This is a genomic window from uncultured Methylobacterium sp. (assembly GCF_964242245.1).
Taxonomy (GTDB): Bacteria; Pseudomonadota; Alphaproteobacteria; order Rhizobiales; family Beijerinckiaceae; genus Methylobacterium.
The window spans coordinates 1-22,599 of sequence record NZ_CAXTBY010000040.1 but is presented as its reverse complement, the minus strand read 5'-3'; the positions used below and the strand labels follow the sequence as shown (position 1 = coordinate 22,599).

General features: G+C 71.4%; 22 protein-coding genes. 9 read left to right on the top strand and 13 right to left on the bottom strand.

What is annotated here, in order from left to right:
• Positions 1 to 33: 33 nt before the first annotated feature.
• On the top strand, positions 34 to 990 hold the full coding sequence (gene rsmI, locus ACFE8Y_RS11005; RefSeq protein ID WP_375464424.1) for a 16S rRNA (cytidine(1402)-2'-O)-methyltransferase: 957 nt from the start codon (positions 34 to 36) through the stop codon (positions 988 to 990).
• A complete protein-coding gene (locus ACFE8Y_RS11000; RefSeq protein WP_375464423.1) occupies positions 977 to 1,357 on the top strand; it encodes a YraN family protein in 381 nt (126 codons plus the stop codon). The genes rsmI and ACFE8Y_RS11000 overlap by 14 nt, the downstream gene beginning before the upstream one ends.
• Positions 1,358 to 1,421: 64 nt before the next feature.
• Here the strand turns inward: ACFE8Y_RS11000 and ACFE8Y_RS10995 are convergent, their stop codons facing one another.
• Positions 1,422 to 1,811, bottom strand: coding sequence for a response regulator (locus ACFE8Y_RS10995; RefSeq protein ID WP_375464422.1), 390 nt, complete (start codon positions 1,809 to 1,811; stop codon positions 1,422 to 1,424).
• 344 nt (positions 1,812 to 2,155) lie between these two features.
• Here ACFE8Y_RS10995 and ACFE8Y_RS10990 point away from each other — a divergent pair, with 344 nt between their 5' ends.
• Genes ACFE8Y_RS10990 through ACFE8Y_RS10980 form a run of 3 tightly spaced genes read left to right on the top strand, consistent with a single transcriptional unit; the run spans position 2,156 to position 5,015 of the window.
• Positions 2,156 to 3,091, top strand: a complete 936-nt coding sequence (locus tag ACFE8Y_RS10990; protein ID WP_375464421.1) for a glycine betaine ABC transporter substrate-binding protein — start codon at positions 2,156 to 2,158, stop codon at positions 3,089 to 3,091.
• Positions 3,092 to 3,099: 8 nt separating this feature from the next.
• Positions 3,100 to 4,287 carry an ABC transporter permease gene (locus ACFE8Y_RS10985; protein ID WP_375464420.1) on the top strand — a complete coding sequence of 396 codons (1,188 nt, stop codon included), beginning with the start codon at positions 3,100 to 3,102 and terminating at the stop codon, positions 4,285 to 4,287.
• A 5-nt stretch (positions 4,288 to 4,292) separates the two neighbouring features.
• Positions 4,293 to 5,015: an ABC transporter permease gene (locus ACFE8Y_RS10980; RefSeq protein WP_375464434.1), complete on the top strand. Its 723-nt coding sequence runs from the start codon at positions 4,293 to 4,295 to the stop codon at positions 5,013 to 5,015.
• Between the two features lie 10 nt (positions 5,016 to 5,025).
• Here ACFE8Y_RS10980 and ACFE8Y_RS10975 read toward each other — a convergent pair whose 3' ends face one another.
• Together ACFE8Y_RS10975 and ACFE8Y_RS10970 are read right to left on the bottom strand one after the other, a co-directional pair.
• Positions 5,026 to 6,117, bottom strand: a complete 1,092-nt coding sequence (locus ACFE8Y_RS10975) for a L,D-transpeptidase family protein (protein ID WP_375464419.1) — start codon at positions 6,115 to 6,117, stop codon at positions 5,026 to 5,028.
• Between the two features lie 122 nt (positions 6,118 to 6,239).
• A complete protein-coding gene (locus tag ACFE8Y_RS10970) occupies positions 6,240 to 7,148 on the bottom strand; it encodes an extensin family protein (RefSeq protein WP_375464418.1) in 909 nt (302 codons plus the stop codon).
• A gap of 217 nt (positions 7,149 to 7,365) precedes the next feature.
• Between ACFE8Y_RS10970 and ACFE8Y_RS10965 the strand changes: the two genes are divergently transcribed.
• Positions 7,366 to 9,444: a M3 family metallopeptidase gene (locus ACFE8Y_RS10965; RefSeq protein WP_375464417.1), complete on the top strand. Its 2,079-nt coding sequence runs from the start codon at positions 7,366 to 7,368 to the stop codon at positions 9,442 to 9,444.
• A gap of 51 nt (positions 9,445 to 9,495) precedes the next feature.
• Positions 9,496 to 10,353: a hypothetical protein gene (locus tag ACFE8Y_RS10960; protein WP_375464416.1), complete on the top strand. Its 858-nt coding sequence runs from the start codon at positions 9,496 to 9,498 to the stop codon at positions 10,351 to 10,353.
• A 24-nt stretch (positions 10,354 to 10,377) separates the two neighbouring features.
• On the opposite strand, the gene ACFE8Y_RS10955 is transcribed toward ACFE8Y_RS10960, so the two are convergent.
• The 8 genes from ACFE8Y_RS10955 to recQ all read right to left on the bottom strand — a co-directional run bounded on the left by ACFE8Y_RS10955 (position 10,378) and on the right by recQ (position 19,252).
• Positions 10,378 to 10,596: a hypothetical protein gene (locus ACFE8Y_RS10955; RefSeq protein WP_375464415.1), complete on the bottom strand. Its 219-nt coding sequence runs from the start codon at positions 10,594 to 10,596 to the stop codon at positions 10,378 to 10,380.
• Positions 10,597 to 10,909: 313 nt separating this feature from the next.
• A complete protein-coding gene (locus tag ACFE8Y_RS10950) occupies positions 10,910 to 11,809 on the bottom strand; it encodes an NAD(P)/FAD-dependent oxidoreductase (RefSeq protein ID WP_375464414.1) in 900 nt (299 codons plus the stop codon).
• 118 nt (positions 11,810 to 11,927) lie between these two features.
• Positions 11,928 to 12,266 carry a Grx4 family monothiol glutaredoxin gene (gene grxD / locus ACFE8Y_RS10945; RefSeq protein WP_375464413.1) on the bottom strand — a complete coding sequence of 113 codons (339 nt, stop codon included), beginning with the start codon at positions 12,264 to 12,266 and terminating at the stop codon, positions 11,928 to 11,930.
• A 57-nt stretch (positions 12,267 to 12,323) separates the two neighbouring features.
• Positions 12,324 to 12,833 (bottom strand): DUF29 family protein, encoded by a 510-nt coding sequence (locus ACFE8Y_RS10940; RefSeq protein WP_375464412.1) that lies wholly within the window; start codon positions 12,831 to 12,833, stop codon positions 12,324 to 12,326.
• 23 nt (positions 12,834 to 12,856) lie between these two features.
• Positions 12,857 to 13,093: a BolA family protein gene (locus tag ACFE8Y_RS10935; RefSeq protein ID WP_375464411.1), complete on the bottom strand. Its 237-nt coding sequence runs from the start codon at positions 13,091 to 13,093 to the stop codon at positions 12,857 to 12,859.
• A 23-nt stretch (positions 13,094 to 13,116) separates the two neighbouring features.
• On the bottom strand, positions 13,117 to 15,336 hold the full coding sequence (gene purL, locus ACFE8Y_RS10930) for a phosphoribosylformylglycinamidine synthase subunit PurL (RefSeq protein ID WP_375464410.1): 2,220 nt from the start codon (positions 15,334 to 15,336) through the stop codon (positions 13,117 to 13,119).
• 185 nt (positions 15,337 to 15,521) lie between these two features.
• The gene (locus ACFE8Y_RS10925) at positions 15,522 to 16,640 is read right to left on the bottom strand and encodes a hydrolase (RefSeq protein WP_375464433.1); all 1,119 of its coding nucleotides are present in this window, start codon (positions 16,638 to 16,640) and stop codon (positions 15,522 to 15,524) included.
• A 764-nt stretch (positions 16,641 to 17,404) separates the two neighbouring features.
• Positions 17,405 to 19,252: a DNA helicase RecQ gene (gene recQ, locus ACFE8Y_RS10920; RefSeq protein WP_375464409.1), complete on the bottom strand. Its 1,848-nt coding sequence runs from the start codon at positions 19,250 to 19,252 to the stop codon at positions 17,405 to 17,407.
• A gap of 80 nt (positions 19,253 to 19,332) precedes the next feature.
• Between recQ and ACFE8Y_RS10915 the strand changes: the two genes are divergently transcribed.
• On the top strand, positions 19,333 to 19,569 hold the full coding sequence (locus ACFE8Y_RS10915) for a type II toxin-antitoxin system VapB family antitoxin (RefSeq protein WP_375464408.1): 237 nt from the start codon (positions 19,333 to 19,335) through the stop codon (positions 19,567 to 19,569).
• Entirely contained in the window at positions 19,569 to 19,973 is a 405-nt protein-coding gene (locus ACFE8Y_RS10910; protein WP_375464407.1) for a type II toxin-antitoxin system VapC family toxin, read from the top strand. Before ACFE8Y_RS10915 ends, ACFE8Y_RS10910 begins: the two co-directional genes overlap by 1 nt.
• 20 nt (positions 19,974 to 19,993) lie before the next feature.
• Here ACFE8Y_RS10910 and recF read toward each other — a convergent pair whose 3' ends face one another.
• Complete coding sequence (recF, locus tag ACFE8Y_RS10905; protein ID WP_375464432.1) at positions 19,994 to 21,151, bottom strand: DNA replication/repair protein RecF; 1,158 nt, start codon at positions 21,149 to 21,151, stop codon at positions 19,994 to 19,996.
• An 8-nt stretch (positions 21,152 to 21,159) separates the two neighbouring features.
• Complete coding sequence (gene dnaN, locus ACFE8Y_RS10900) at positions 21,160 to 22,281, bottom strand: DNA polymerase III subunit beta (protein WP_375464406.1); 1,122 nt, start codon at positions 22,279 to 22,281, stop codon at positions 21,160 to 21,162.
• Between the last annotated feature and the right edge of the window lie 318 nt (positions 22,282 to 22,599).

The following is a 22,599-nucleotide window of genomic DNA, read 5'->3' as shown; positions in this document are numbered from 1 at the left end:
CGCTTCTCCGGCAGCCGTGGCAAGGTCCCGGCGATGACACAGCGAATCGAGCCCGCGCGCCGCCCCGCCAGACCCGCGAATTCCGATCGGAGCGCCTCGTTCACGGCCTTCGGCCTCGCGACGGAGGCCGAGCCGCTGACGCCCGGCCTGCACGTGGTCGCGACTCCGATCGGCAACCTGCGCGACGTGACCATCCGGGCGCTGGCGACGCTGGCGGCCGCCGACGCGGTGCTCGCCGAGGACACCCGCGTCACGCGCACCCTGCTGATGCACTACGGCATCACGACCCCGCTGGTGGCCTATCACGAGCACTCGAACGAGGCCGTCCGCGAGCGGATGGTGCGGCGGATGCAGGACGGCGCGGCGCTGGCGCTGGTCTCGGACGCCGGCACGCCGCTGGTCTCGGACCCCGGGTTCAAGCTGGTCCAGGCGGCGATCGCGGCCGGGCTTCCCGTGACGCCGATCCCCGGACCCTCGGCGGTGATGACGGCGATCGTCGCGGCCGGCCTGCCGACCGACCGGTTCTTCTTCGAGGGGTTTCTGCCCCAGAAGGGCGGCGCCCGGCGCAACCGGCTCTCCGCCCTGGCGGGCGTCCCCGGTACGCTGGTGCTGTTCGAGTCCCCCCACCGCCTGCCCGAGATGCTGGCCGACGCGGCAGCGATCCTCGGCGGCACCCGTCCGGCGGCGGTGGCGCGCGAATTGACCAAGCTGTTCGAGACGATCCGGCGCGGCACCCTCGGCAGCCTGAACGAGACCTTCGCGGCGGAGGGCGCCCCGAAGGGCGAGGTGGTGGTGGTGATCGGCGCGGCAGCGGAGGAGGCGCCGACGGCGGAGACGGACGCCGGGCTCGATGCGGCCCTGAGGGCGGCGCTCGCGCGCCACTCGATCAAGGACGCGGCGAGCCTCGTCGCCGACGAGACCGGGCAGCCGCGGCGCGCCGTCTACAATCGCGCACTGGCGCTGGCGCGCGCGGACGATGCGGACGCCTGATGCCGCGCGCCGGCGGACCACCGATCGGCGCGGACGCCGGGCCGAGTGGCTGGCCCTCGGTGCCCTGATGCTGAAGGGCTACCGGCCGCTGGCCCTGCGCGTCGCCGTCGGCGGCGGCGAGATCGACCTGATCGTGCGGCGCGGCGGCACGATCGCCTTCGTCGAGGTGAAGGCGCGCGCCTCCCTGGCGGACGCGCAGGAGGCGATCGGCGCCGTGAAGCGGCGACGGTTCTCGCGCGCGGTGCGGAGCTGGGTTGCGAAGCACCCGTTCGCGGCTGGGCTGACGCTCCGGGCCGACGCGGTGTTCATCGGCCGCGGCCGGTGGCCGATGCACCTGCCGGACGCGTTCCCGATCGAAGGTCTCTGAGCGTTTTCAAGCAAGGTGGAGACCGGCTCGCGCGAGGAGGACGCGGTCACGCGGAGCGTCGGCCTCAGCCGCGCAGGGCGGTGATCGCGCCGATGAGCGTGCGCTTGAGGTCGGCTTGGCTGAACGGCTTCTGCACCACCGGGCGATCGCGGAACGGCTCGCGGATGCCGGCGCCGCCGTAGCCCGTGGAGAAGACCAGGGGCAGGTCGCGCTTCACGATGGCCTCGGCCACCGGATAGATCGGCTCACCCGCGACGTTGACGTCGAGGATCGCGACCTCGAAGCTCTCGCCCTCGGCCATCTCCAGGGCCGTCGAGAGCCGCGCCGCCGGGCCGACCACGGTGCAGCCGAAATCGAGAAGCATGTCCTCGAGGAGCATCGAGATCGCGGCTTCGTCCTCGACGACGAGCACCCGCTTACCTTGTAGGACGTCGTCGTTCGATGCCGCATTCACGCCGAGATGTCTTCCCTTCAATCCATCCCGTCGCCGGAACGTCGCCTTGCGGCTTGTCAGACTCGAACCCGCACCGTCCGATGGGTTCCATCGCTCCGGCACAACCTTTGGAAGGCGTGTGCCGGCTGAGGCGTCGCCCGGAACGCCGGGCGTGTCAAGCGCTCGACGCGGACCCTCCGTCGGGCAATGTTACATGGCGATACATTTCGCGATAGGGTTGTACGCCTGCACGGGTGAGGGAGTTTTCAGACGATGAGCCGAGCCTTCCCGGCGCGGGGGACGCAGTCCGAGGAAGCCGATGCCGGCTCGTTGTCGGTCAGCGGCGCACGGCCGGGCCTCAAGCCATGATCCGCGCCAACCGGACCGGCGGCGGCTTGCAGCGACGCGCCATCCTCGCCGGCCTCGCGGCGTCCTGCGCCGCGCGTCCGGCCTGGGCGCAGGACGCCGTCGTGGTCGCCTCGAAGAGCGACACCGAGGGCGCCCTCACCGGCGCCATGATCGCGCTGTGCCTGGAGGATCTCGGCCTTCCCGTGCAGCGCCGCCTCGGCCTCGGGCCGACGCTGATCGTGCGCTCGGCGCTGATATCGGGGGATGTCGACGTCTACCCCGAATACACCGGCAACGGCGCCTTCTTTACCGGCACCGAGGCCGACCCGGTCTGGAAGCAGGCACAGGGCGCCTACGACGCGATCGCGCGGGCGGATCGTTCGCGCGGCCTGATCTGGCTGAGGCCGGCGCCGGCCAACAACACGTGGCTGATCGCGGTGCGCGGGAGCCTCGCCCGGCACGAGCACTTGGCGAGCATGGCCGACTTTGCTGGCGCAGTCCGCCGCGGTTTGATCCTGCTCGCGGCCTCGACCGAGTTCGTCGAGAGCCCCGCGGCGCTGCCCTCCTTCGCGGCGGCCTACGGCTTCGACCTGCCGCTTGACCGGATCATCAGCCTGCCCGGCGGCGACACGGCGGTGACCGCGCGCGCCGCGGCGCAGGGGATCAGCGGCGTCAACGCCGGCATGGTCTACGGAACCGACGGCGCTCTCGACGCCCTCGATCTGACCGTGATGAGCGACCCGAAGGGCGCGCAGATCGTCTACGAGGTCGCACCCGTCATCCGCGCCGCGACCCTGGAGCGATACCCTCAGGTTCGCGGGAAGCTCGACCCGGTCTTCGCGAGCCTCGATGCCGCACGCTTGCGGCGGCTCAACGCCCGCGTCACCGTGGACGGCGCGGTGGCCGAGTCCGTGGCGCGGACGTACCTGCGCGATGCCGGCTTCATCGGCTGAGGCACGGGGTGAAACCAGCGAACGCGGCGCCCAACGCCCAGGGCGAGGAGCCTGAGACCTCGGCCGGCGGTCGCCTCGGCGCCCTGCTGCCGGCGGCCGCGTTCCTCGCCGCGCTCTACGCCCTGCCCCTGCTCCGGGTCGCCAGGAACCGCCTCGTCGTCGGTGATCCGATCTTCGCGGTGTCCGGCTTCGGGCCGGAGATCGAGGCGGTGGCGGCCGTCGCGGTCGGCGCAGCTCTCCTGACGAGGACGGGCGGGCGCGTGGCCATCCGCGCAGCGACCGCGCTGCTCGCCGTGGCGCTGGCCCTCTTGATCCTCGCCCTGGGTTCCACCGCGGGCGACCTGATCGCCGGCGAACCGCCGGCGGCACGGGCCGGCCTCGCCGCGGGGGCGTGGTACGCGCTGCTGCTGCTCGGCGGCTGGCTGGCGCTGCTGGCGCGCCGGACGAACCTGCCCGGCCTCGGCGCCGGGCTCGCCGTCGGCTTCGCGCTGTTCGTGGCCGCGGCCGGATGGACCGGTGCCCTGGACGGGCTCTCGCTCGCCGTCGAGTTCGCGGCTCGCAGCGGCACGGTCGGCGAGGCGCTGGTGCGGCACCTGCTGCTGTCCGGCGGCGCGGTGCTGCTGGCGGTCGCGGGCGCGGTGCTGCTGTCGCTGTGGCGGCGCGGGCAGGGCTTGGCGGAACTCCTCGTCGGCGGAATCCAGGTGGTGCCGGCCGTGGCGCTGTTCGGCGCCCTGGTCGCCCTCGCCTCCGGGCTCCTGCGGGCGTTTCCTCCTTTGCGCGCGGCGGGCTTCAGCGCCCTCGGACCGGTGCCGGCGCTCGTCGGCATCGCGGCCTACCTGCTGCTGCCCCTGTGGCGCGGCCTCGCCCTGGCGCTGCGGGCACCGGACCCGGCGACCCTGGACGCGGCAACGGCCCTCGGCCTCACGCCGCGGCAGATCCTCCTCGACATCCGATTGCCGATCGGAGCCGGCGTGCTGATCGGGGCGCTGCGGGTCGCCTGCGTGCAGGGCATCGGCCTCGCGACGCTGGGGGCGCTGGTCGGCGCCGGCGGCCTCGGCGGGATCGTGTTCGACGGCATGGCGCAGTTCGCCCCCGACCTCATCCTCCTCGGCGCGATCCCGATCATCGTCCTATCGCTGGCGGTCGAGCGCGGCCTGAGCTTGGCCGAAGACGCGGCTCGGCGGTGGCGCGCATGAGCGTCCTGGCGCGCCTTCGCCCGGCGCTCGGCGCGCTGGCCAGCGGGCTGGTGCTGGCCGGGCTGAGCCATCCCACCGTGGCCGTGGCGATCGTCGCCGGCCTCGGCGAGGCGCCGCGGCGGGCGCTGCCTCCGGCCTACCTCGCCGCGCTGGCGCTCCACCACCTGATGCTGGCGGGCGTCGGGCTCGGGCTCGTGGCGCTCGCCGGAATCGGGCTCGCCATCCTCGCGACCCGGCCCGACGCGGGTGCGCTGCGCGGCGGCATCGACGCGCTGGCCGCCGCGGCGCAGGCGGTGCCCCCGGTCGTCGTCGTGGCGCTTGCCCTGCCGGTGCTCGGCTTCGGCGGACCGCCGACGCTCCTGGCGCTGGTGTTCTACGGGATCATGCCGACGCTGCGCGGCACGGTCGGCGCCATCGAGGGGGTGCCGGCGGACGCCCGCGAGGCGGCCACCGCCATGGGCCTGACGCCGGGGCAGACGCTCGCCCGCGTCGAGTTGCCGCTGGCCGCACCCGCCATCGTCGAGACCCTGCGCACCGCCCTGGTACTGGCGGTCGCGACCGTCGCGGTCGGTGCGCTCGCGGGCGCCGCGACCCTCGGCACGCCGATCGTCGCCGGCCTGCAGAACCAGAACACCGTGCCGATGCTCCAGGGGGCCGCAGCCACCGCCGCGCTCGCCTTCCTGTGCGACGCCGCCATGGTGGCAACAGCCAGCCTGCTGCGCCGCTGAGAACCGCAACCTAATCGTCCTTGAAGGTGACCTTGGTGCCCTTCGCCACGTGGGCGGCGAGGTCGCGGGCGTTCCAGTTGGTCAGGCGGATACAGCCGTGCGACTCGGTCTTGCCGACCTTCTCCGGCTCGGGCGTACCGTGGATGCCGTAGGAGGGCAGTGCGAGGTCGATCCAGACGAGGCCGACCGGGTTGTTGGGCCCAGGCCGGATCGAGAACTTCTCGCGCGATTTCACGCCCTTGAAGCGGTACTTCGGGTCGTAGGTGTAGAACGGCTCGAAGGCCACGCTCTTGACCTTGGTCTCGCCGCTCGGGGCCGGCTTCTCCTCGCTGCCGATCGAGGCCGGATAGTAGGCCACGAGCTTGCCGTCCCGCCCGAACGCGCGCACGTCGTGGTGCGTCTTGTCGATCTCCACGCGCTCCACCTTCAGAGCGCCCGGCACATCCTTGGCCTTCGGCTTGTCGGTGCCCATCGGCTCCACCCCCGCGACGAGGATCACCGTGCCGGCCTTGTCGAGGGGCTTGTCCGGGTTGAGCTCGCTCACGAGGTCGCGGCTCATGTGGAAGCGCTCGGCCAGCATCTCGCGGGGGTTGGTGTAGCTCATCGCCTTGAGATCGGCCTGCTCCTCCATCTTCGCGGGGATCTTGTCGACGTAGGGCCCGGCGACGTCGGCGTCGGTGAGCGTGTAGTCGCCCACCACCGGCGCGCCGCCCGGGGCCGCGAGCTTCTCGAAGACCTCCGGCGTGAGGGATTTCGTCGCGGGCAGCCCCTGCGCCACGGCGAAGGCCGAGAGCGCACCCTGAAGGTTCTCGCCGTCGCGCCCGTCGATCGCGCCGGGGAAGAACCGCGCCCGGTCGAGGAGCACCTGCACCTTGATCGTCAGCGGGTCCGGCCGGTCGCCCGCCTTCCCGGTCTCGGCCGCCTTCTTCTTCGACTCGTCCTTCGCCGGGGCCGCGAAGGTCGCGCCGGTGATCGCCTCGGCGTTCAAGGGTGCGGGCGCGTCGCCCTTCGCCGCGCGGGCGGCCCCCGTCAGGTGGGGAAGGGCGATGCAGGAAACCGCGACGGCCGCGAGGCCGGCCCGCATCGAGTGCGCGCGCGTCATGATGGATTGTGACTCCCGGAGCCGATCCGCTCCGACGCGACAAGCATCCAAGACGCGTCGGCGTTCCGGCGCCATGATCCGCCACCCACAGGATTGCGCACGCACGCGCCGCGCGCCGCGGCCTACTGACAGAGCCGGTGGCCGCCGCTGCGCTCGCGCTCGTCGAGGTGGAAGTGGTTGCCGTGCTCGGCGTTCGCGCCGGGGCCGAGGACGGTGCGGAAGAACCCGCACGCCTGCGAGCGCACCGCGTCGAGGAAGCGCCCCTCCATCGACCCGTCCGGCATCGGCCCGACGGGGATCGGCGCGCGCCCCGTGAACGTGAAGCCCATCACGTCGATGCCGTTGGCGAAGGCGTGCTCGCTGAGCTTGGCCTCGGCATCGTGGTTCTGGCCGCGGCACTCGTAGGAGGTGCTGAGCTCGATCCCCTTCAGCGGCTGCTTCAGGTCGCGCTCGGCCGCCGCCTGCACCTCGGTCGCCCACCGGGCCAGCCCCTCGGCGGCCCGGCAGGTCAGCGTCGCGGATTGCGGCAGGCCGACGCCGTCGCCGAGGCCGGTGAGCTTGAGCGGCAGCGGCGCGCCGCACTGGCCGTTCACGATCGGCGGAAGCACCTCGAAGGCGACGCCGAGGCGCTTGAGGCGCACGCGGCAGGCGGTGTCGTCGGGGGCCGCGACCTTGAGCGCCAGCGCTGCTGCGCCCGACAGGTCCGTCGGGCGTTCCGGCGGCAGGGGCGGGGGCATCGGCATCGCGCCGGGCTTCGTGTCCGCGGCTTCCGTGGGTGCCGGAGGCGCAGGCGTGAGTTCGGGCGGGCGCGCCGGCGGAAGCGGGGCCTCGCGGGGCGTCTGCACCGGGGCGGAGATCGGAGCCGGGGGCGTCAGCTCGGCCGGGCGCTCGGGCGGCAGTGGCATTGCCGGGACCGTCGCCTCGGGCGGCCGCTCGCGCGCCTGCCCCCTCGCACCGTCCCCGGCGGCCGTGGCAAGCAGGAGGCCCGCGAGGGCGAGCGCCGCGGCGCGGCGAGAGCGATCCGAACCCATGACCCCATCCCACCCGGCCGCTTCGCGCGAAACGATCGACTGCGACGGGCGGGCACAATCGGGGTGTTCGCGGCCGCGGGCAAGGCCGCGGATGCCACCGCGCGCGCGATCGCCTATCTAACGGAACACCTCCCGTGACGAGGCCGCCCCCGCGGCTTCGCGCCCGCGGCCCGGCCCGGCACCCCGTCGGCGAACGCACCCAAGGACGAGAACCGGAATGCCCGTAGCACCGACGCCCCAGCTCGACGGCCTGCCCCGCGACAACCCCTTCTCCGAGGGCGCCTGGGGCACGCCCTACGGGTTGCCGCCGTTCGAGCGCATCCGGCCCGAGCACTTCCTGCCGGCCTTCGAGGCGGCGCTCGCCGCCCACGACGCGGAGATCGCGGCGATCGCGACCGAGACCGCCGCACCGAGTTTCGCCAACACCCTCGCGGCGATGGAGCGGGCCGGCCTCGCCCTCGATCGGGTGGCGGGGGTGTTCTACAACCTCACCGGTAGCCACACGAACCCGGACCTGCAGGCGGTCGAGCGGGCGATCGGCCCGCGGCTCGCGCGCCACGGCAGCGCGATCTACCTCAATCCCGGTCTCTGGGCGCGCATCTCCGCGGTGGATGCGGACGCGGAGGCCCTCGGCGACGAGGAGCGGCGGGTGCTCGACCGCTACCGCACCCGCTTCCGCCGCGCCGGCGCCGATCTCGGCCCGGAGGCCAAGCTTCGGGTCGCCGAAATCGCGGCGCGGATGTCGGAACTCGGCACGCAGTTCAGCCAGAACCTGCTGGCCGACGAGAGCGGGTTCGTGCTGCCGCTCGACGGCGCGGACGACCTCGCCGGCCTGCCGGACTTCCTGCGCGCGGCGGCGGCGGATGCGGCGGCCGAGCGTGGGGGCGAGCACGGGCACGTCATCACCCTGTCGCGCTCGCTGATCGAGCCGTTCCTGGTGTTCTCCACCCGGCGGGACCTGCGCGAGCGCGCCTACGAGGCCTGGATCCGCCGGGGCGAGGGCGGGGGCGCCACCGACAACCGCGGGATCATCGCCGAGATCGTGCGGCTTCGGGCCGAGCGCGCGCGGCTCCTCGGGTTCGACAGCTTCGCCCACTTCAAGCTCGACGACACCATGGCGGCGACGCCCGACGCCGCCATGGACCTGCTGCGCGCGGTCTGGACGCCCGCCCGGCAGCGCGCGGGCGCCGAGCGCGACCGGCTCCAGGCCCTGGTGCAGGCCGAAGGCGGCAACTTCGCCCTCCAGGCGCATGATTGGCGCCACTACGCCGAGAAGCTGCGGCGCGCCGAGCACGACCTCGACGAGAGCGAGATCAAGGCCTACCTGCCCCTCGACCGCGTGATCGCGGCGGCCTTCGACACGGCCTCGCGCCTGTTCGGCCTCGCGTTCGCGGAATTGCGGGACGTGCCGCGCTACCACCCGGACGTGCGCGCGTGGCGCGTCTCGGACAGTGACGGCAGCGAGGTCGGCACCTTCCTCGGCGACTACTTCGCCCGTTCCTCGAAGCGCAGCGGCGCCTGGATGAGCGCGTTCCGCTCGCAGGAGCGGCTCACCGGCGACGTGAAGCCGATCATCGTCAACGTGATGAATTTCTCGCGGGCTCCCGCAGGACAGGCCTCGCTCCTCTCCTTCGACGACGCCCGCACCTTGTTCCACGAGTTCGGCCACGCCCTGCACGGGCTCCTGTCCGACGTGACCTACCCGCTGCTCGCCGGCACCGCGGTCTCGGGCGACTTCGTCGAGCTGCCGTCGCAGCTCTACGAGCACTGGCTGGAGCAGCCTGAGGTGCTGCGCGCCCACGCCCGCCACCACCGCACGGGCGCGCCGATGCCGGAGGCCCTGCTCGCGAAGCTCCTGGCGGCGCGGACGTTCAACCAGGGCTTCGCCACCGTCGAGTACACGGCGTCGGCCATCGTCGACATGACGCTGCACCTGTCGGCGCAGGGGGAGGGCGGCCTCGACGTGCCGGCCTTCGAGGCCGACGCGCTTCAGCGCATCGCGATGCCGGCCGAGATCACCATGCGCCACCGCAGCCCGCACTTCGCCCACATCTTCTCCGGCGACGGGTACGCGGCGGGCTACTATAGCTACCTGTGGTCGGAGGTGCTCGACGCCGACGCCTTCGACGCGTTCCGCGAGGCCGGCGACATCTTCGATCCAGACACGGCAGGCCGCCTGCGCAAGTACGTCTACGGCGCCGGCAACCTGCGCGACCCGCGCGAGGCCTACACGCGCTTCCGCGGGCGCCTGCCGAGCACCGAACCGCTGCTGCGCAAGCGCGGGCTCGCCGCGTGAGGCGGTAACCCTTCGGTAAACAAACGTCCTTAACCGAAGCTTTCGACAGCCATGCCGGAAGCGGGGGTGAGGGCCATGACGACGACCATCGATGCGGCCACGGACGGGACCGCCGTCATCGCCTCGCCGGACGCTCTCCTGAGGGCCGCGGTCTCGGGCGGCCAGGGTACGGAGAAAACCTCGGCAGCGGGGAAAGCCGCCGACACGGAAGCAAGCGTGCCGACCGGCGCGGGGCGGACGCGCCCCATCGACGCCCTGATGATCGGCGTCGCCGGTGCGGGCATCGTCCTCGGTGCGGTCCTCGGCGCCGCCGCCGCCGTGCTCGCGGTGCCCGAGCGCGCCGATCACACCGGCGCCGCCCTGACGGAGGTTCGTGCCGGGCTCGAGTCACACCGCCTGGAGGCCGCAGGCCTTGCTGTCGACGTCGATCGCCTGGGGAAGTCGTTGACCGCCCTCAGGGAGAGTGCGGAGAGTGCCCGCGGCGAGGCGCGGACCCGAGGGGTCGGGCTGATCGACAGGATGGGTAAGGTCGAGCAGGCGCTGACCGCGCGGATCGTCGCGCTCGGCGAGCGGATCGACCAAGCCGAACATGAACAGGGCGCGCGCTTGTCCTCGCTTGCCGCGCAGGCTGAGAGGCGACCGGCCGCGGCAGCGTCCCCGAGCAAGGTCGAGCCGGGCCAGACCGGAAGCATCACCGAGGCCAAGCCTAAGCCGACGCCCCTCGAATCGTGGGCCGTGCGCGACGTTTACGACGGGACTGCCATGCTGGAGGATCGCCGACGCCGCCTCATCGAGGTGGCAGCGGGGGATACGATTCCGGGAGTCGGGCGGGTGGAGGCCGTAGAGAGGCGCGGGCGCGATTGGGTCGTCGTAACCCGTCAGGGCGTCATCACGCATCAGCCCTGGTGAGACCTTGGCAGACCAGGGCGAACGTTACGTCGATGCAATCGAGGTCGACGTCAGACTGCCCACCGTGACGGGGTATCGCGGCTCGACCGTCATCGGATCTGCCATCGCCGAGGCCCGCTCGGCACGCTGCCGGCCATGGGTCAGGGCGCGCGTCTGGGCGGCACGGGTGGGATGCAGGATGGCCGCGAGAAGGGCCTGACCCTCGAACTGCGGACCCAGGTTCTTGGCTTCGAAGACGGGCATGACCGGCCTTGCAGGGACAGCGGAGCGGGAGCACCGCCGGCCCACCAAACCTGGGCCGTGCGGGAGTAACGGGGACAGCCTGAACAAGTTCCGAATGTTTTCGGTCCGACACCGTTTTTTAACGATTGCATTGCGCGCGCCGGATCACAGTGCGAAATCGCACGCCGACTTGTGTTTCCGACAGCCTGCAAGACTACGCAAGCCACCCGAAACGCGTCCGAAAGGCTGGAGGGAGGCGTTTCGTCCGCGCGGCTGCGTCGTCCGGTCCTGCGTGCGCGCTCGCCCCACGCTGTCCGGCGCAGGTCCGTCCGTATCAGCGGGTGTCTTCGCGCAGCAACTCGGTGTTGATGGCGAAGGCCGCCATGGCGCCCTCGGCGGCGGCCACGATCGCGAACTGGACCCGCCGCGAGGCATCGCCCGCCACGTACAGGCCCGGGACGTTGGTCTGCTCGTAGTCGCGGGTCGGAACGACGCCCGCCGCGTTCAACTCGCAGCCGAGCTGACGAATCAGGTCGGAGGGCCGGACACCCATCGGCATCAGGAAGACCGCCCGGCAGGGCAGGATGGCACCGTCCGCGAGGACGAGATGCGTCGGCCCGTCCGCATCGCCGTCGAGGCGCGCGATCGGCGCCTCCACCACCCGCACGCCGTTGCGGGACAGGCGGGCGCGGTCGTCCTCGGACAGGTCGGTCGGCCGCCCGTCGGTGCAGAGGGCGATGCTGCCAGTCCAGGCGGTGAGTTCCAGGGCGACGCCCTTCGCGGCCGGACCGTGGGCGTAGACCGCGACCTCCCGGTCGCGCGCCTCGTAGCCGTCACAGTACGGGCAGGTATGGACGCCCGTGCCCCAGTACCGGGAAAACCCCTCGATCTCGGGGATGTCCTGGTACAGGCCGGTCGCCAGGATCAGGCGGCGCCCGCGCGCCGTCGTGCCGTCGGCGGCTTCGACTTCAAAGCCGCCTTCGACAGCGCGCGCCACAACGATTTCGGCCACGCGCAGCGTGACCGTCTCGTAGCGGGCGAGATCCGCCCGGGCCAGGGCGCGCAGCGCGCCCGGCGGCGTGCCGTCGCGGGTGAACACGCCCCAGGTGAGTGGGGCAACGGCATTGCGCGGCGTGCCGTGGTCGAAGAGCAGAACGCTCCGGCGGCAACGGCCGAGGATCAGTGCCGCATTGAGGCCGGCGGGACCGCCGCCGACGATGATGACGTCGTGCATGACCACCGATCCCGATGCATCGTTCTCGGAAGCAAGCGGCGGCGGCTTCGAATGTTGCGCGGCCCGGACACGAAAAAGGGCGCCGCGGCGCCCTTTCGTCGTCCAAATCGCGCGGCGATCAGGCCGCAGCGGCCTTCACCGGCACGCCCTTCTCGGCGAGGAAGGTCTGGAGTTCGCCCGACTGGAACATCTCGCGGGTGATGTCGCAGCCGCCGACGAACTCGCCCTTCACGTAGATCTGCGGGATCGTCGGCCAGTTGGAGTAGGCCTTGATGCCGTCGCGGATGCCGGCATCGGCCAGCACGTTCACGCCCTTGAACGGCACTTCGAGGTAGTTGAGGATCTGCACCACCTGCCCCGAGAAGCCGCATTGCGGCATCGAGGGCGTGCCCTTCATGAACACCACCACGTCCTGGGACTTGATCTCGGTCTCGATTGCAGCGTTGACGTCGGTCATGGGGTTCGGTCCTCGTTGATCGTTATCGGGTTATGGTGGCGGCTGTGGCGATGACGTTCAAGGCGTGGAGGCTCCAATCTGCCTGGTCGATTGGGCAATCCGGAGCAGCGCAGTATCAAGGTCGAATGGATCGACCAGCAACGCATCCGGCTCGATTGGGCAATCACGGGGCAGGCCCGGCAGAAGGGCATTGCCGTAAGGTAGAAGGTTGGAATCGGCGAGCACCATTGCCGACTTCCAGACCTTCTTCCAGCGGATGCGCTGATGCATGGAGTTCTCGTAACGCGCGAACGCCGCGATCTGGAAGGTCATGATTTCTTGGCGCCAGTGCGGACTAGCCGGCGCGTCCGGTGCTGAAATTCGCTTTAAAAGATGCGCGAGCGTCTGGACGAGAAGGCTTTCGACAGCTTGAACGTGAGACCGCCCCACGCTCTCGACCTCCTCGGCAAGGTTCTCCCAATCGAGTGCGTTCGACAGTTCCGGACGGGCCGCAAGCGCACGCAAGCCTGCCGCCTGCTGCTCGGCCCAGGTCACGATGTCGTCGTCGTAGAGGCTCGGCTGGTCCATCGGCACCACAGTCGAACGGATATCTAATCCTGCGGGACGCCCGTCGTCAGCGCAAGGGCGTGGAGCACGCCCCCCATCCGCCCCTGGAGCGCGCCGTAGACCATCTGGTGCTGGGCGACCCTGGTCTTGCCCTTGAACGCCGTGGACAGGACGGTGGCGGCGTAGTGGTCGCCGTCGCCGGCGAGATCCTTGATCTCGACCTGGGCGTCGGGCAGCGCCTGCCGGATCATCGCCTCGATCTCGCGCGCATCCATCGGCATCGGGTCGGTTCCTCAGGTGACGGTCAGGCGGCGGCCGGCAGGCTCGCCATGTAGGCGGGCAGCCAGCCCTCGTGGCTCGCGCGAAGCTCGGCCACCGATATGCTCTCGCCCCCCGGCAGGGTCAAACCGTCGCCTTCCGTCACGCCGACCACGGCCGCGTCGATCCCCTGCGCCGAGGCGCTGTAGAGGATATCCGTGGCGGCCTCTGCCTCGACGGCGATCAGGTAGCGGCCCTGGTCCTCGCCGAACAGGTAGGCGTGGGCGGGCATGCCCGCGGGCGCCCCGGGCAGCGTCGCGCCGACGCCGCCCGCCATCGCCATCTCGGCCACGGCCACGGCGAGCCCCCCGTCCGACAGGTCGTGGACCGTGTCGACGAGGCCCGCGGTGATCAGCCCGCGCACGAAGTCGCCGTTGCGGCGCTCGATCGCGAGGTCGACGGGGGGCGGCGCCCCCGCCTCGCGGCCCTCGATGACGGCGAGGTAGATCGACTGCCCGAGCCAGCCTTCCGCCGCGCCGACCAGCACGAGCACGTCGCCCTCCCGCTTCAACGCGATGGTGGCGTGGCGCGCGACGTCGTCGAGCACGCCGACGCCGCCGATGGTGGGCGTCGGCAGGATACCGACCCCGTTGGTCTCGTTGTAGAGCGAGACGTTACCGGACACGACCGGGAAGTCGAGCGCGCGACACGCCTCGCCGATACCCTGGAGGCAGCCGACGAGCTGGCCCATCACCTCGGGCTTCTCCGGGTTGCCGAAGTTCAGGTTGTCGGTGATCGCGAGCGGGCGCCCACCCACCGCGGTGATGTTGCGCCACGCCTCGGCCACCGCCTGCCGGCCGCCCTCGACGGGGTCGGCCTCGCAGTAGCGCGGCGTCACGTCGGCGGTGAGCGCGAGTCCCTTCGGCCCGTCCTCGACGCGCACGATCGCGGCATCGCCGCCGGGTTTCTGGACGGTGTTGCCGCCGATGAAGTGGTCGTACTGCTCGTAGACCCAGCGCTTCGAGCACAGCTCGGCCGAGCCGACGAGGCGCTTCAACGCATCGGTCAACGAGGCCGGCGCGGGCACGTCGGCGGCGGCGATCACGGGCCGGTGGGTGCCGGCGACGTGCGGCCGGTCGTAGAGCGGCGCCTCGTCGCCGAGTTCCTTGATCGGCAGGTCGGCCACCGTCTCGCCGTGCCACTTCACGACGAAGCGGAGCGTGTCGGTGGTGCGCCCGATCACCGCGAAGTCGAGGCCCCACTTCACGAAGATCGCCTCGGCTTGTGCTTCCATGCCGGGCTTGAGCACCATCAGCATCCGCTCCTGGCTCTCCGAGAGCATCATCTCGTAGGGCGTCATGCCGTCCTCGCGCGCCGGCACCTTCTCGATGTCGAGCTCCACCCCGAGGTCGCCCTTGGCGCCCATCTCGACCGCCGAGCAGGTGAGCCCGGCAGCCCCCATGTCCTGGATCGCGACGACGGCGCCCGACGCCATCAGTTCGAGGCAGGCCTCCAGCAGGAGCTTTTCCGCGAAGGGGTCGCCGACCTGCACGGTCGGGCGCTTGGCTTCGGTCTCGGCGTCGAACGCGGCCGACGCCATGGTGGCGCCGTGGATGCCGTCGCGGCCGGTCTTCGAGCCGAGATAGACGATCGGATTCCCGACGCCCGACGCCGCCGCGTAGAAGATCGCATCCGTCTTCGCGAGGCCGACCGCCATGGCGTTGACCAGAATGTTGCCGTCGTAGCGCGGATGGAATCCTAACGCGCCCCCCACCGTCGGCACGCCGAAGGAGTTACCGTAGCCGCCGATGCCGGCGACTACGCCCGAGACAAGGTGGCGGGTGCGGGGATGGTCGGGCGAGCCGAAGCGAAGGGCATTGAGGGCGGCGATGGGTCTGGCCCCCATCGTGAAGACATCGCGAAGAATGCCGCCGACGCCGGTCGCCGCGCCCTGGTAGGGCTCGATGAAGCTCGGGTGGTTGTGGCTCTCCATCTTGAACACGCAGGCGAGCCCGTCGCCGATGTCGATGACGCCCGCGTTCTCCCCCGGCCCCTGGATCACGCACGCGCCCGTGGTCGGCAGCCCGCGCAGGTGTTTTCGCGATGACTTGTAGGAGCAGTGCTCGTTCCACATCGCCGAGACGATGCCGAGTTCGGTCAACGTGGGATCGCGCCCGATCAGGCCACGGAAGCGGTCGTATTCCTCCGGCGTCAGGCCGTGCTGGCGGACGAGCTCGGCGGTGATCGGGACATCGTTTCGGAACATGGAGGTCTCGAAAGAAGGAGGACCCGAAGAACCGCGACCCCGGCACGGGCGGTCCGGTCGATGCAGAGCACGGGAACGCGCAGGCCGGCGGCAGGAACGATGCCAGTGCGCCTGTAGAGGGTAAGCGACCGCGCTGGCAACAATCGATTGGTGGAACAAAGGTTTCCGTCCAAGGCGCGGACTGCTCAGGCTTCGATCCGGACCGCCATCCCGGGTGCGAATCCGGCCTGCGCCGTCCCGAGCCGTTCGATCGTCGCATGCACCGGCTCCGGTCCGGTCACGAAGGCGAGGTAGTCGAACCCTTGCCTGTCGCGGCTCGACATCAGCAGTTGGAAGTGCATCCGGAACAGGTTCCAGCGCCGGCGCCGGATGAGCCTGGCCTCGATCAGGTCCTCCAGGCGCACGTAGATCGTCGCCGGCCGGCCCTTGCCCGGCGAGGGCACGTCGGAGGCGGTAAGCGGATCACGCAGGTGGATCGACAGCCAGTCCCAGGGCGCGCGCACGTCGAGCCAGCCGATGTGGCCGGCGGCCGCCACCCGCGCCAGCGCCGCGCGCATCCCGGAGGCGGGGGCATCCAGTGCGATCCACGGGATCACGCTGCCGAGCGTCACGAACGAGACCGGCGTCCCGCGGGTGCCGAATCCGGGGTCGGCCGCGAGCACCCGGTCGAGCAGCTCGATGCCGAGGAAGCTCGACGAGGAATGGCCGATCACCACGATCTCGTCGGCGGTCCCCTCCGCCGCACGGATGCGGGCGGCGAGCGCGTCGAGGCGGGGCGGCATCCGCGGCTCGCGGCCCGCGGCGTGGTCGTGGGTGAACGCGGTGTCGTCGACGAGGTGGGCGCAGTAGAACGGTCGTCCGCGGGTGATCGCCATCAGCGCGGCGAGGATGGCGTAGGCCGCGACCGGCACGGCGACGAGCGACCACGGGCGCAGAGCCGCGGGCAGCAGGAGCGGCAGCAGGCAGCCCGCCCCGAGGCTGAGAGCGACGAACAGCAGGTAGAGGTAGTGGACCCCGAAGATCACCAGGGCGAAGCTGCGCGCCTCCCGGCGCAGGCGACGCTCGTAGCCCGAGCGCCGCAGCCGCCGCAGCAGCGCCGGCACCGCGGCGAGCCGGCGCCAGTCGGGCCGAGGAAACCGGGCGCGGACGATGTCGTCCCAGCGCAGCAGGCCGTAGCGGGTGCGCGTCCCGGCGGAGTCGATGGTCCAGTCGAGGCTCAGCCCGTCGGCCGCGCGAACCGCATCGCCCACCGCGATGTCGAGCCCGCGGCGCGCGGCCGTCAGCCGGCTCTCGCGCCGGAACAGGCCCCAGTAGGTCTCGGGCTCGCGGGGATCGAAGCCGGGGAGGTAGAAGACTTGGCGCGCGGCGGTGCTTCGGTGATCGGCGTCGGACGGCTGTCTCTCCCAGGGGGAAGGCGTTGAGGTGACGGACGTGACTTGTCCGGAGAGCCCACGCCCCGCCTCCTGCCCGTCCCCCCTTACGAGAACGGACCCGCGCCCCTGCCGGTCGCGCGGCGCAGGGGTCGAGGCCGGTGGATCGCTGAATCGGGTAATGACGAAACGATCCGTTCGGTACGGCGGGCACGGCGGGGGCAGGTGCCTACACGACGAATCGGCGTCGGCACGAGCGAAAGGGCATGGGCGCGCCTCATATACAGCGTCACCGAGCGAATCCCAGGCGGCGCGACAGGCCCCCTCTCCCATTCGGGAGCGGGTTGGGGTGAGGGACCAAGTCTATCGGGACAGTCCGCGCCCCTCACCCTGTCCCTCTCCCGGACGGGAGAGGGGACCCGCGCTCGATCCGGGGTTCCTTGTGATCAGAGGCATACCGTTTCCGGTCGATCCGTTTGGCTCCCGAAGCGCGCGTTTCCCCGGACGGGTGGAGCGTCGGCGGAGCCCGATCCAGGACCCGGCAAGGAGACCCAGCGAAGGGTCGATAACACCTGCGCCGTTCGTGTCGAACCGCCGATGCGGCCCTACGTTGCGCTTACGTCCCGGATCACCCGCCGCTCGCGCTCCAGGCGTCCGGGACATCGGCGCGCCACCGAACCATTCATCCGGAAACCGCCTCACGCGGCCGGCGGATGCGCCAAAAACTCGGCGATCGCCGCGACGAAGCGCTCCCCGTAGGCCTCGCGCTTGCGCTCGCCGACGCCGTGGACGGTGCGCAGCGCGTAGAGATCGACCGGCTTGCCCTTGGCCATCTCGATCAGGGTGCGGTCGGGAAACACCATGAAGGCGGCGATGTTGTCGGCCCGCGCGATCGTGGCGCGCAGGCCCCGCAGGTGCTGGAACAGCGCCTCGTCGGCTTCGCTCAGGGCATCCGACCCGGCATCGCGCGTGGCCGCGCGGCGGCGCTCGCGCGGCTCGGCCGCCTTCGGCTCGGGATCGGGACGGAGTTGCACCGGCTCGCGGCCGAACAGGATCGCCTCGCCCTTGTCGGTCATGGTGAGGCCGCCGAAGCCGTCGGCGTTCTCGGCGACGGCGCCCGCGGCGAAGAGCTGGCGCAGGATCGCCCGCCACGCCGCCACCGGCTTGTCGGCGCCGACGCCGAAGGTCTTGAGCTGCGCGTGGCCGTTGCGGCGGATCGGCTCGCTCTCCTTCCCGTGGACCACGTCGCAGACGTAGGCCGCGCCGTAGCGCTGCCCGGTGCGCACGATCGCCGAGAGGATCTTCTGCGCCGCGACCGTGCCGTCGATCAGCGAGACGCCGCCGCGGCAGAGGTCGCACCGGCCGCACGGGCCGCTCGCCTCGTCGAAATAGGCGAGCAGCGACTGCCGGCGGCAGGCCGCGCCCTCGCATAGCGAAATCATCGCCTCGAGCTTCCTCCGCTCGACGCGGCGGCGCTCGTCGGGCACCTCCTTCTCGTCGATCTGGCGGCGGCGGAGCGCCATGTCGTCGAGGCCGTAGAGGGTCAGCGTGTCGGCGGGCAGGCCGTCGCGGCCGGCGCGGCCGATCTCCTGGTAGTAGCCCTCGACGTTGCCCGGCATGTCGGCGTGGCAGACGAAGCGCACGTCCGGCTTGTTGATGCCCATGCCGAAGGCGACGGTGGCGGTCATCACCACCCCGTCCTCCTGGAGGAAGGTGTCCTGGTTCTTCATCCGCGTGCCCTGGTCGAGGCCGGCATGGTAGGGATACGCATTGAAGCCGTCCTTCTTCAGGGACTCAGCCAACTGCTCCGTGCGCTTGCGCGACGAGCAGTAGATGATCCCGCTCTCCGCGCGCCGCGCTTTCAGGAACCGCTCGATCTGCCGGGTCGGGTTGTCCTTGGCGGCAAACGTCAGGCCGATGTTCGGCCGGTCGAAGGAGTGCACGAAGGTCCGCAGGTCGCGGCCTTCGGGAAACAGCCGCTCGGCGATCTCGGCCCGCGTCGCCTTGTCGGCGGTGGCGGTGAGCGCAACGGTCTGGACGTCGCCGAGCGCCTCGCGGGCGCGCGAGATCGCGCGATACTCGGGCCGGAAATCGTGGCCCCATTGCGAGACGCAGTGCGCCTCGTCGACGGCGAGCCGCCGCACGCCGGCCCCGCGCAGGGCCTCCATGCAGCCCTCCATCAGCAGCCGCTCGGGCGAGACGAACAGCAGCCGCAATTCGTTCGCGCGGATTATCCGCCACGTCTCGCGAGAGGCGGATTCGGCCACCGACGAGTTCAGGGTGGCGGCGGCCACGCCAAAACCGCGCATCTGCTGCACCTGATCATGCATCAGCGCGATCAGCGGCGAGACCACGACGGTGAGCGAATCCTCCACCAGCGCCGGGAGTTGGTAGGTCATCGACTTGCCCGAGCCCGTGGGCATCACCGCGAACACGTCGGCCCCGTCGAGGACGGCGCCGATCACCTCGGCCTGACCGGGGCGGAAATCGTCGTAGCCGAAGGTGGTCTTGAGGGCGCGCCGAGCGTCGTCGAGTCGTGAGGTCATGCCTGTCCCGGGTGATGCCGCGGCTTGCCGCCACGGTGCGTATACATTAGTGTTCGTCTGCCTACACGGAGGCGCGCACGATGCCCCTGAATATCCGAAGCGAGGAGGTCAATCGCCTCGCCGACAAGCTGGCTTCCCTGGCCCGCGTCAGCAAGACCGAAGCCGTGCGATTGGCGCTGGCCAACGAGCTGGAACGGCGGGATCGCATGGTCCCGCTGGCCGAACGGCTGCGGCCCCTGCTCGACGAGATCGCCGCCGTGCCGAGGACGGGGTTGGAGGCCGACAAGGCTTTCTACGACGGCCTGAACGACGCGTAATGTTCCTCGATGCCTCCGCCATGGTCGCGATCCTGAGTGCGGAGCCGGAGGGTACGACCCTGATCCGATGCCTCGAAGACGCCGAGGCGCCGATCACCTCGGCGCTCGCCATCTTCGAGACCGTTTCCGCGCTCTCGCGCAAACTGAAACAGGACATCGCGGTCTCGCAATCGCAGGTGGAGCGGTTCCTCCAGGCCGCCGGCGTCCGGCTGGTGCCGATCGCCGCCGCCGAGAGCCGCGCCGCTCTCGCCGCCCATGCCTGCTACGGCAAGGGCCGCGGCCATCCCGCGCAGCTCAATTTCGGTGACTGCTTCGCCTATGCCTGCGCACGCGTCCACGAGGTGCCCCTGCTGTTCATCGGTGACGATTTCTCGCGCACCGACATCCGATCCGCGATGGCTTGAGCCCGACGCGTCGAGGGCGATCAGCCGATCCGCACGATCTCGGCCGAGTCTCCCAGGCCCTCGAACGCGGCGGGGTCCGCGCCCGTCAGGAACACCTGCCCCGGCAGGGCGTCCAGCGCCTCGAACAGGCCGGCGCGGCGGCGCGGGTCGAGGTGGGCGGCGACCTCGTCCAGCAGGATCAGCGGGCTGATCCCGCTCATTGTCCGCACGAGGCGGACATGGGCCAGCACGAGACCGATCAGCAGCGCCTTCTGCTCGCCGGTCGAGGCGGTCGCGGCCGGCACGTCCTTGGGCCCGTGGCGGACGACGAGGTCGGTGGTCTGCGGCCCGATCAGCGTCCGGCCGGCGGCGCGGTCGCGGTGGCGGCCTCGGGCAAGCGCGAGGCGGAAGCGGTCCTCGGCCTCGATCGCCGGCCAGACCGCGACGAGGTCGTCGAGGTCGCCCTCCAGCCGCAAGGCCGCCCAGGGGAAGGGCTGGGCGTCGTCGCGGCCTTGCGCGATCAGGCGGTCGAGGCGCTCGGCGGTTTCGCGGCGGGCCAAGGCCACCGCGACGCCGAGCTCGGCCGCCTCGCGCTCGATCGCGTCGAGCCACTGGCCGTCGTTCGGCCGCTCCTCCAGCAGGCGGTTGCGCGAGCGCAACGCCCGCTCCATCGCCGAGACGCGGGCGCCGTGGCTGGCATCCACGGCGAGCACCAGCCGGTCGAGGAAGCGGCGGCGATCGCCTGCCGGTCCACGGAACAGCCCGTCGAGGTCCGGCGTCAGCCAGACCACGCGCAGGAATTCCGAGAAGGCTACGGGGGAAGGCGCGGGCGCCCCATCGATCCGGCAGAGCCGCACGGTGCGTCGATCGAAGCCCGGCGGCTCGCACCCCGTTCCGAGGCGATGCTCGGCCCCGTCGCAGGCGAGCGTCACCGACACGGCAAAGCCCCCGGGGCCGCCGGTCCGCGCCATGGCCGAGAACTCGGCGCGCCGCAGACCGCGGCCCGGCGCGAACAGCGAGATCGCCTCCAGGATGTTGGTCTTGCCCACCCCGTTCTCGCCGACGAGCGCGACGAAGCGCCCGCTCAGGGACAGGTCGAGGTCGGCGTGGTTGCGGAAGTCGCGCGCGATCAGGCGGGTGAGCCGCTGGGCCTCGCCGCCGGTCGTGTCCGAGGTCGCGGCTTCGCTCTGCGGAAGCAGCGTTCCGCTCACACCCGCATCGGCATCAGCACGTAGAGCGCCGAGGCGCCCTCGCGGTCCTGGATCAGGGTCGGGGAGCCCGGATCGGCGAGCTTGAACAGCGCGGTGTCGCCTTCGAGCTGACCCGTGATGTCGAGGAGGTAGCGGGCATTGAAGCCGATATCGAGGTTGGCCGCCTCGTAGTCGACGTCGAGCTCCTCCGTGGCGCTGCCGGAATCCGGGTTGTTGACCGAGAGCGCGAGGCGCCCCTCCTGCAGCCCGAGCTTCACCGCGCGGCCGCGCTCGGACGAGATCGTCGAGACCCGGTCGACGGCGCGCGCGAAGGGCTCGCGCTCCACGGTCAGGCGCTTGTCGTTGCCGGCCGGGATCACCCGCTGGTAGTCGGGGAAGGTGCCGTCGATCAGCTTGGAGATCAGGGTCACGCCGCTGGCGAAGCGAAGCCGGATCTTGGCGGGCGAGAGGTCGATGGAAACGCTCTCGCCGCCATCGTCGACGAGCTTCTGGATCTCGGCCACCGCCTTGCGCGGCACGATGATGCCCGGCATGCCGGCGCTGCTCGCGGGCGCGTCCATCTCCACGCGGGCGAGGCGGTGGCCGTCAGTGGCGACTGCCCTGAGCTTCAGGGCGCCCTCGACTTCGATCGTGTGCAGGTAGATGCCGTTGAGGTAGTAGCGCGTCTCCTCCGTCGAGATCGCGAACTGCGTCTTGTCGATCAGCCGCTTCAGGTCGGCGGCCGCGATCGCGAAGGCGTGCGGCAGCTCGCCCGCGGCGAGGTCCGGGAAGTCGCCCTCCGGCAGCGCGCCCAGCGCGAAGCGCGAGCGGCCGGAGCGGATCGTCATCTGCCCGGACTCGCCGCCCGTCTCCAGCGACACCTGCGCACCCTCGGGGAGCTTGCGGACGATGTCGTAGATCACGTGGGCCGGCACCGTGGTGGCGCCGGGGTCCGACACGTCGGCGGCCACCGTCTCGGTCACCTCGATGTCGAGGTCGGTCGCGCGCAGTTGCAGGCCGGCCTCGGTCGCGCGCAGGAGCACGTTCGAGAGGATCGGGATCGTGTTGCGCCGCTCGACGACGCGGTGCACGTGGCCGAGCGACCGAAGGAGGGCCGCGCGCTCGACAGTGACTCTCATCGCTTGACTCTGATGCTCGAAGGACCGTGCGCGAAGGCCCGCCGCGGCCGGAGGTCGTGTTCGGAGGTTGGCCGTTCAGCTTGGCGAAGGGCTGCTGCGAAGGCAAGGGCGCGATGCGCGGCCCGCACAGGCATGGTTGGAGTGAAAGGCGGGGTTTCATGAAAGCCGCTGATTTCCCTCCCCCCTCTGCGGGGGCGGGCGCCCCTCGCGTGAGCGAGGGTCGGGTGAGGGGAGCGCCGGTTCCGGCACCGTCGCTCCCCTCTCCCGACGTAGCTCGCGGGCCACCCTCTCCCGCTAAAGGGGAGAGGGAAGCGCGCG

Bases quoted from the DNA above. Each gene is read 5' to 3' on its own strand.
- rsmI (WP_375464424.1), top strand. From the start codon at position 34: ATGACACAGCGAATCGAGCCCGCGCGCCGCCCCGCCAGACCCGCGAAT.
- ACFE8Y_RS11000 (WP_375464423.1), top strand. From the start codon at position 977: ATGCGGACGCCTGATGCCGCGCGCCGGCGGACCACCGATCGGCGCGGA.
- ACFE8Y_RS10990 (WP_375464421.1), top strand. From the start codon at position 2,156: ATGATCCGCGCCAACCGGACCGGCGGCGGCTTGCAGCGACGCGCCATC.
- ACFE8Y_RS10975 (WP_375464419.1), bottom strand. From the start codon at position 6,117: ATGACGCGCGCGCACTCGATGCGGGCCGGCCTCGCGGCCGTCGCGGTT.
- ACFE8Y_RS10970 (WP_375464418.1), bottom strand. From the start codon at position 7,148: ATGGGTTCGGATCGCTCTCGCCGCGCCGCGGCGCTCGCCCTCGCGGGC.
- ACFE8Y_RS10965 (WP_375464417.1), top strand. From the start codon at position 7,366: ATGCCCGTAGCACCGACGCCCCAGCTCGACGGCCTGCCCCGCGACAAC.
- ACFE8Y_RS10960 (WP_375464416.1), top strand. From the start codon at position 9,496: ATGCCGGAAGCGGGGGTGAGGGCCATGACGACGACCATCGATGCGGCC.
- ACFE8Y_RS10955 (WP_375464415.1), bottom strand. From the start codon at position 10,596: ATGCCCGTCTTCGAAGCCAAGAACCTGGGTCCGCAGTTCGAGGGTCAG.
- ACFE8Y_RS10950 (WP_375464414.1), bottom strand. From the start codon at position 11,809: ATGCACGACGTCATCATCGTCGGCGGCGGTCCCGCCGGCCTCAATGCG.
- grxD (WP_375464413.1), bottom strand. From the start codon at position 12,266: ATGACCGACGTCAACGCTGCAATCGAGACCGAGATCAAGTCCCAGGAC.
- ACFE8Y_RS10940 (WP_375464412.1), bottom strand. From the start codon at position 12,833: ATGGACCAGCCGAGCCTCTACGACGACGACATCGTGACCTGGGCCGAG.
- ACFE8Y_RS10935 (WP_375464411.1), bottom strand. From the start codon at position 13,093: ATGCCGATGGATGCGCGCGAGATCGAGGCGATGATCCGGCAGGCGCTG.
- purL (WP_375464410.1), bottom strand. From the start codon at position 15,336: ATGTTCCGAAACGATGTCCCGATCACCGCCGAGCTCGTCCGCCAGCAC.
- recQ (WP_375464409.1), bottom strand. From the start codon at position 19,252: ATGACCTCACGACTCGACGACGCTCGGCGCGCCCTCAAGACCACCTTC.
- ACFE8Y_RS10915 (WP_375464408.1), top strand. From the start codon at position 19,333: ATGCCCCTGAATATCCGAAGCGAGGAGGTCAATCGCCTCGCCGACAAG.
- ACFE8Y_RS10910 (WP_375464407.1), top strand. From the start codon at position 19,569: ATGTTCCTCGATGCCTCCGCCATGGTCGCGATCCTGAGTGCGGAGCCG.
- dnaN (WP_375464406.1), bottom strand. From the start codon at position 22,281: ATGAGAGTCACTGTCGAGCGCGCGGCCCTCCTTCGGTCGCTCGGCCAC.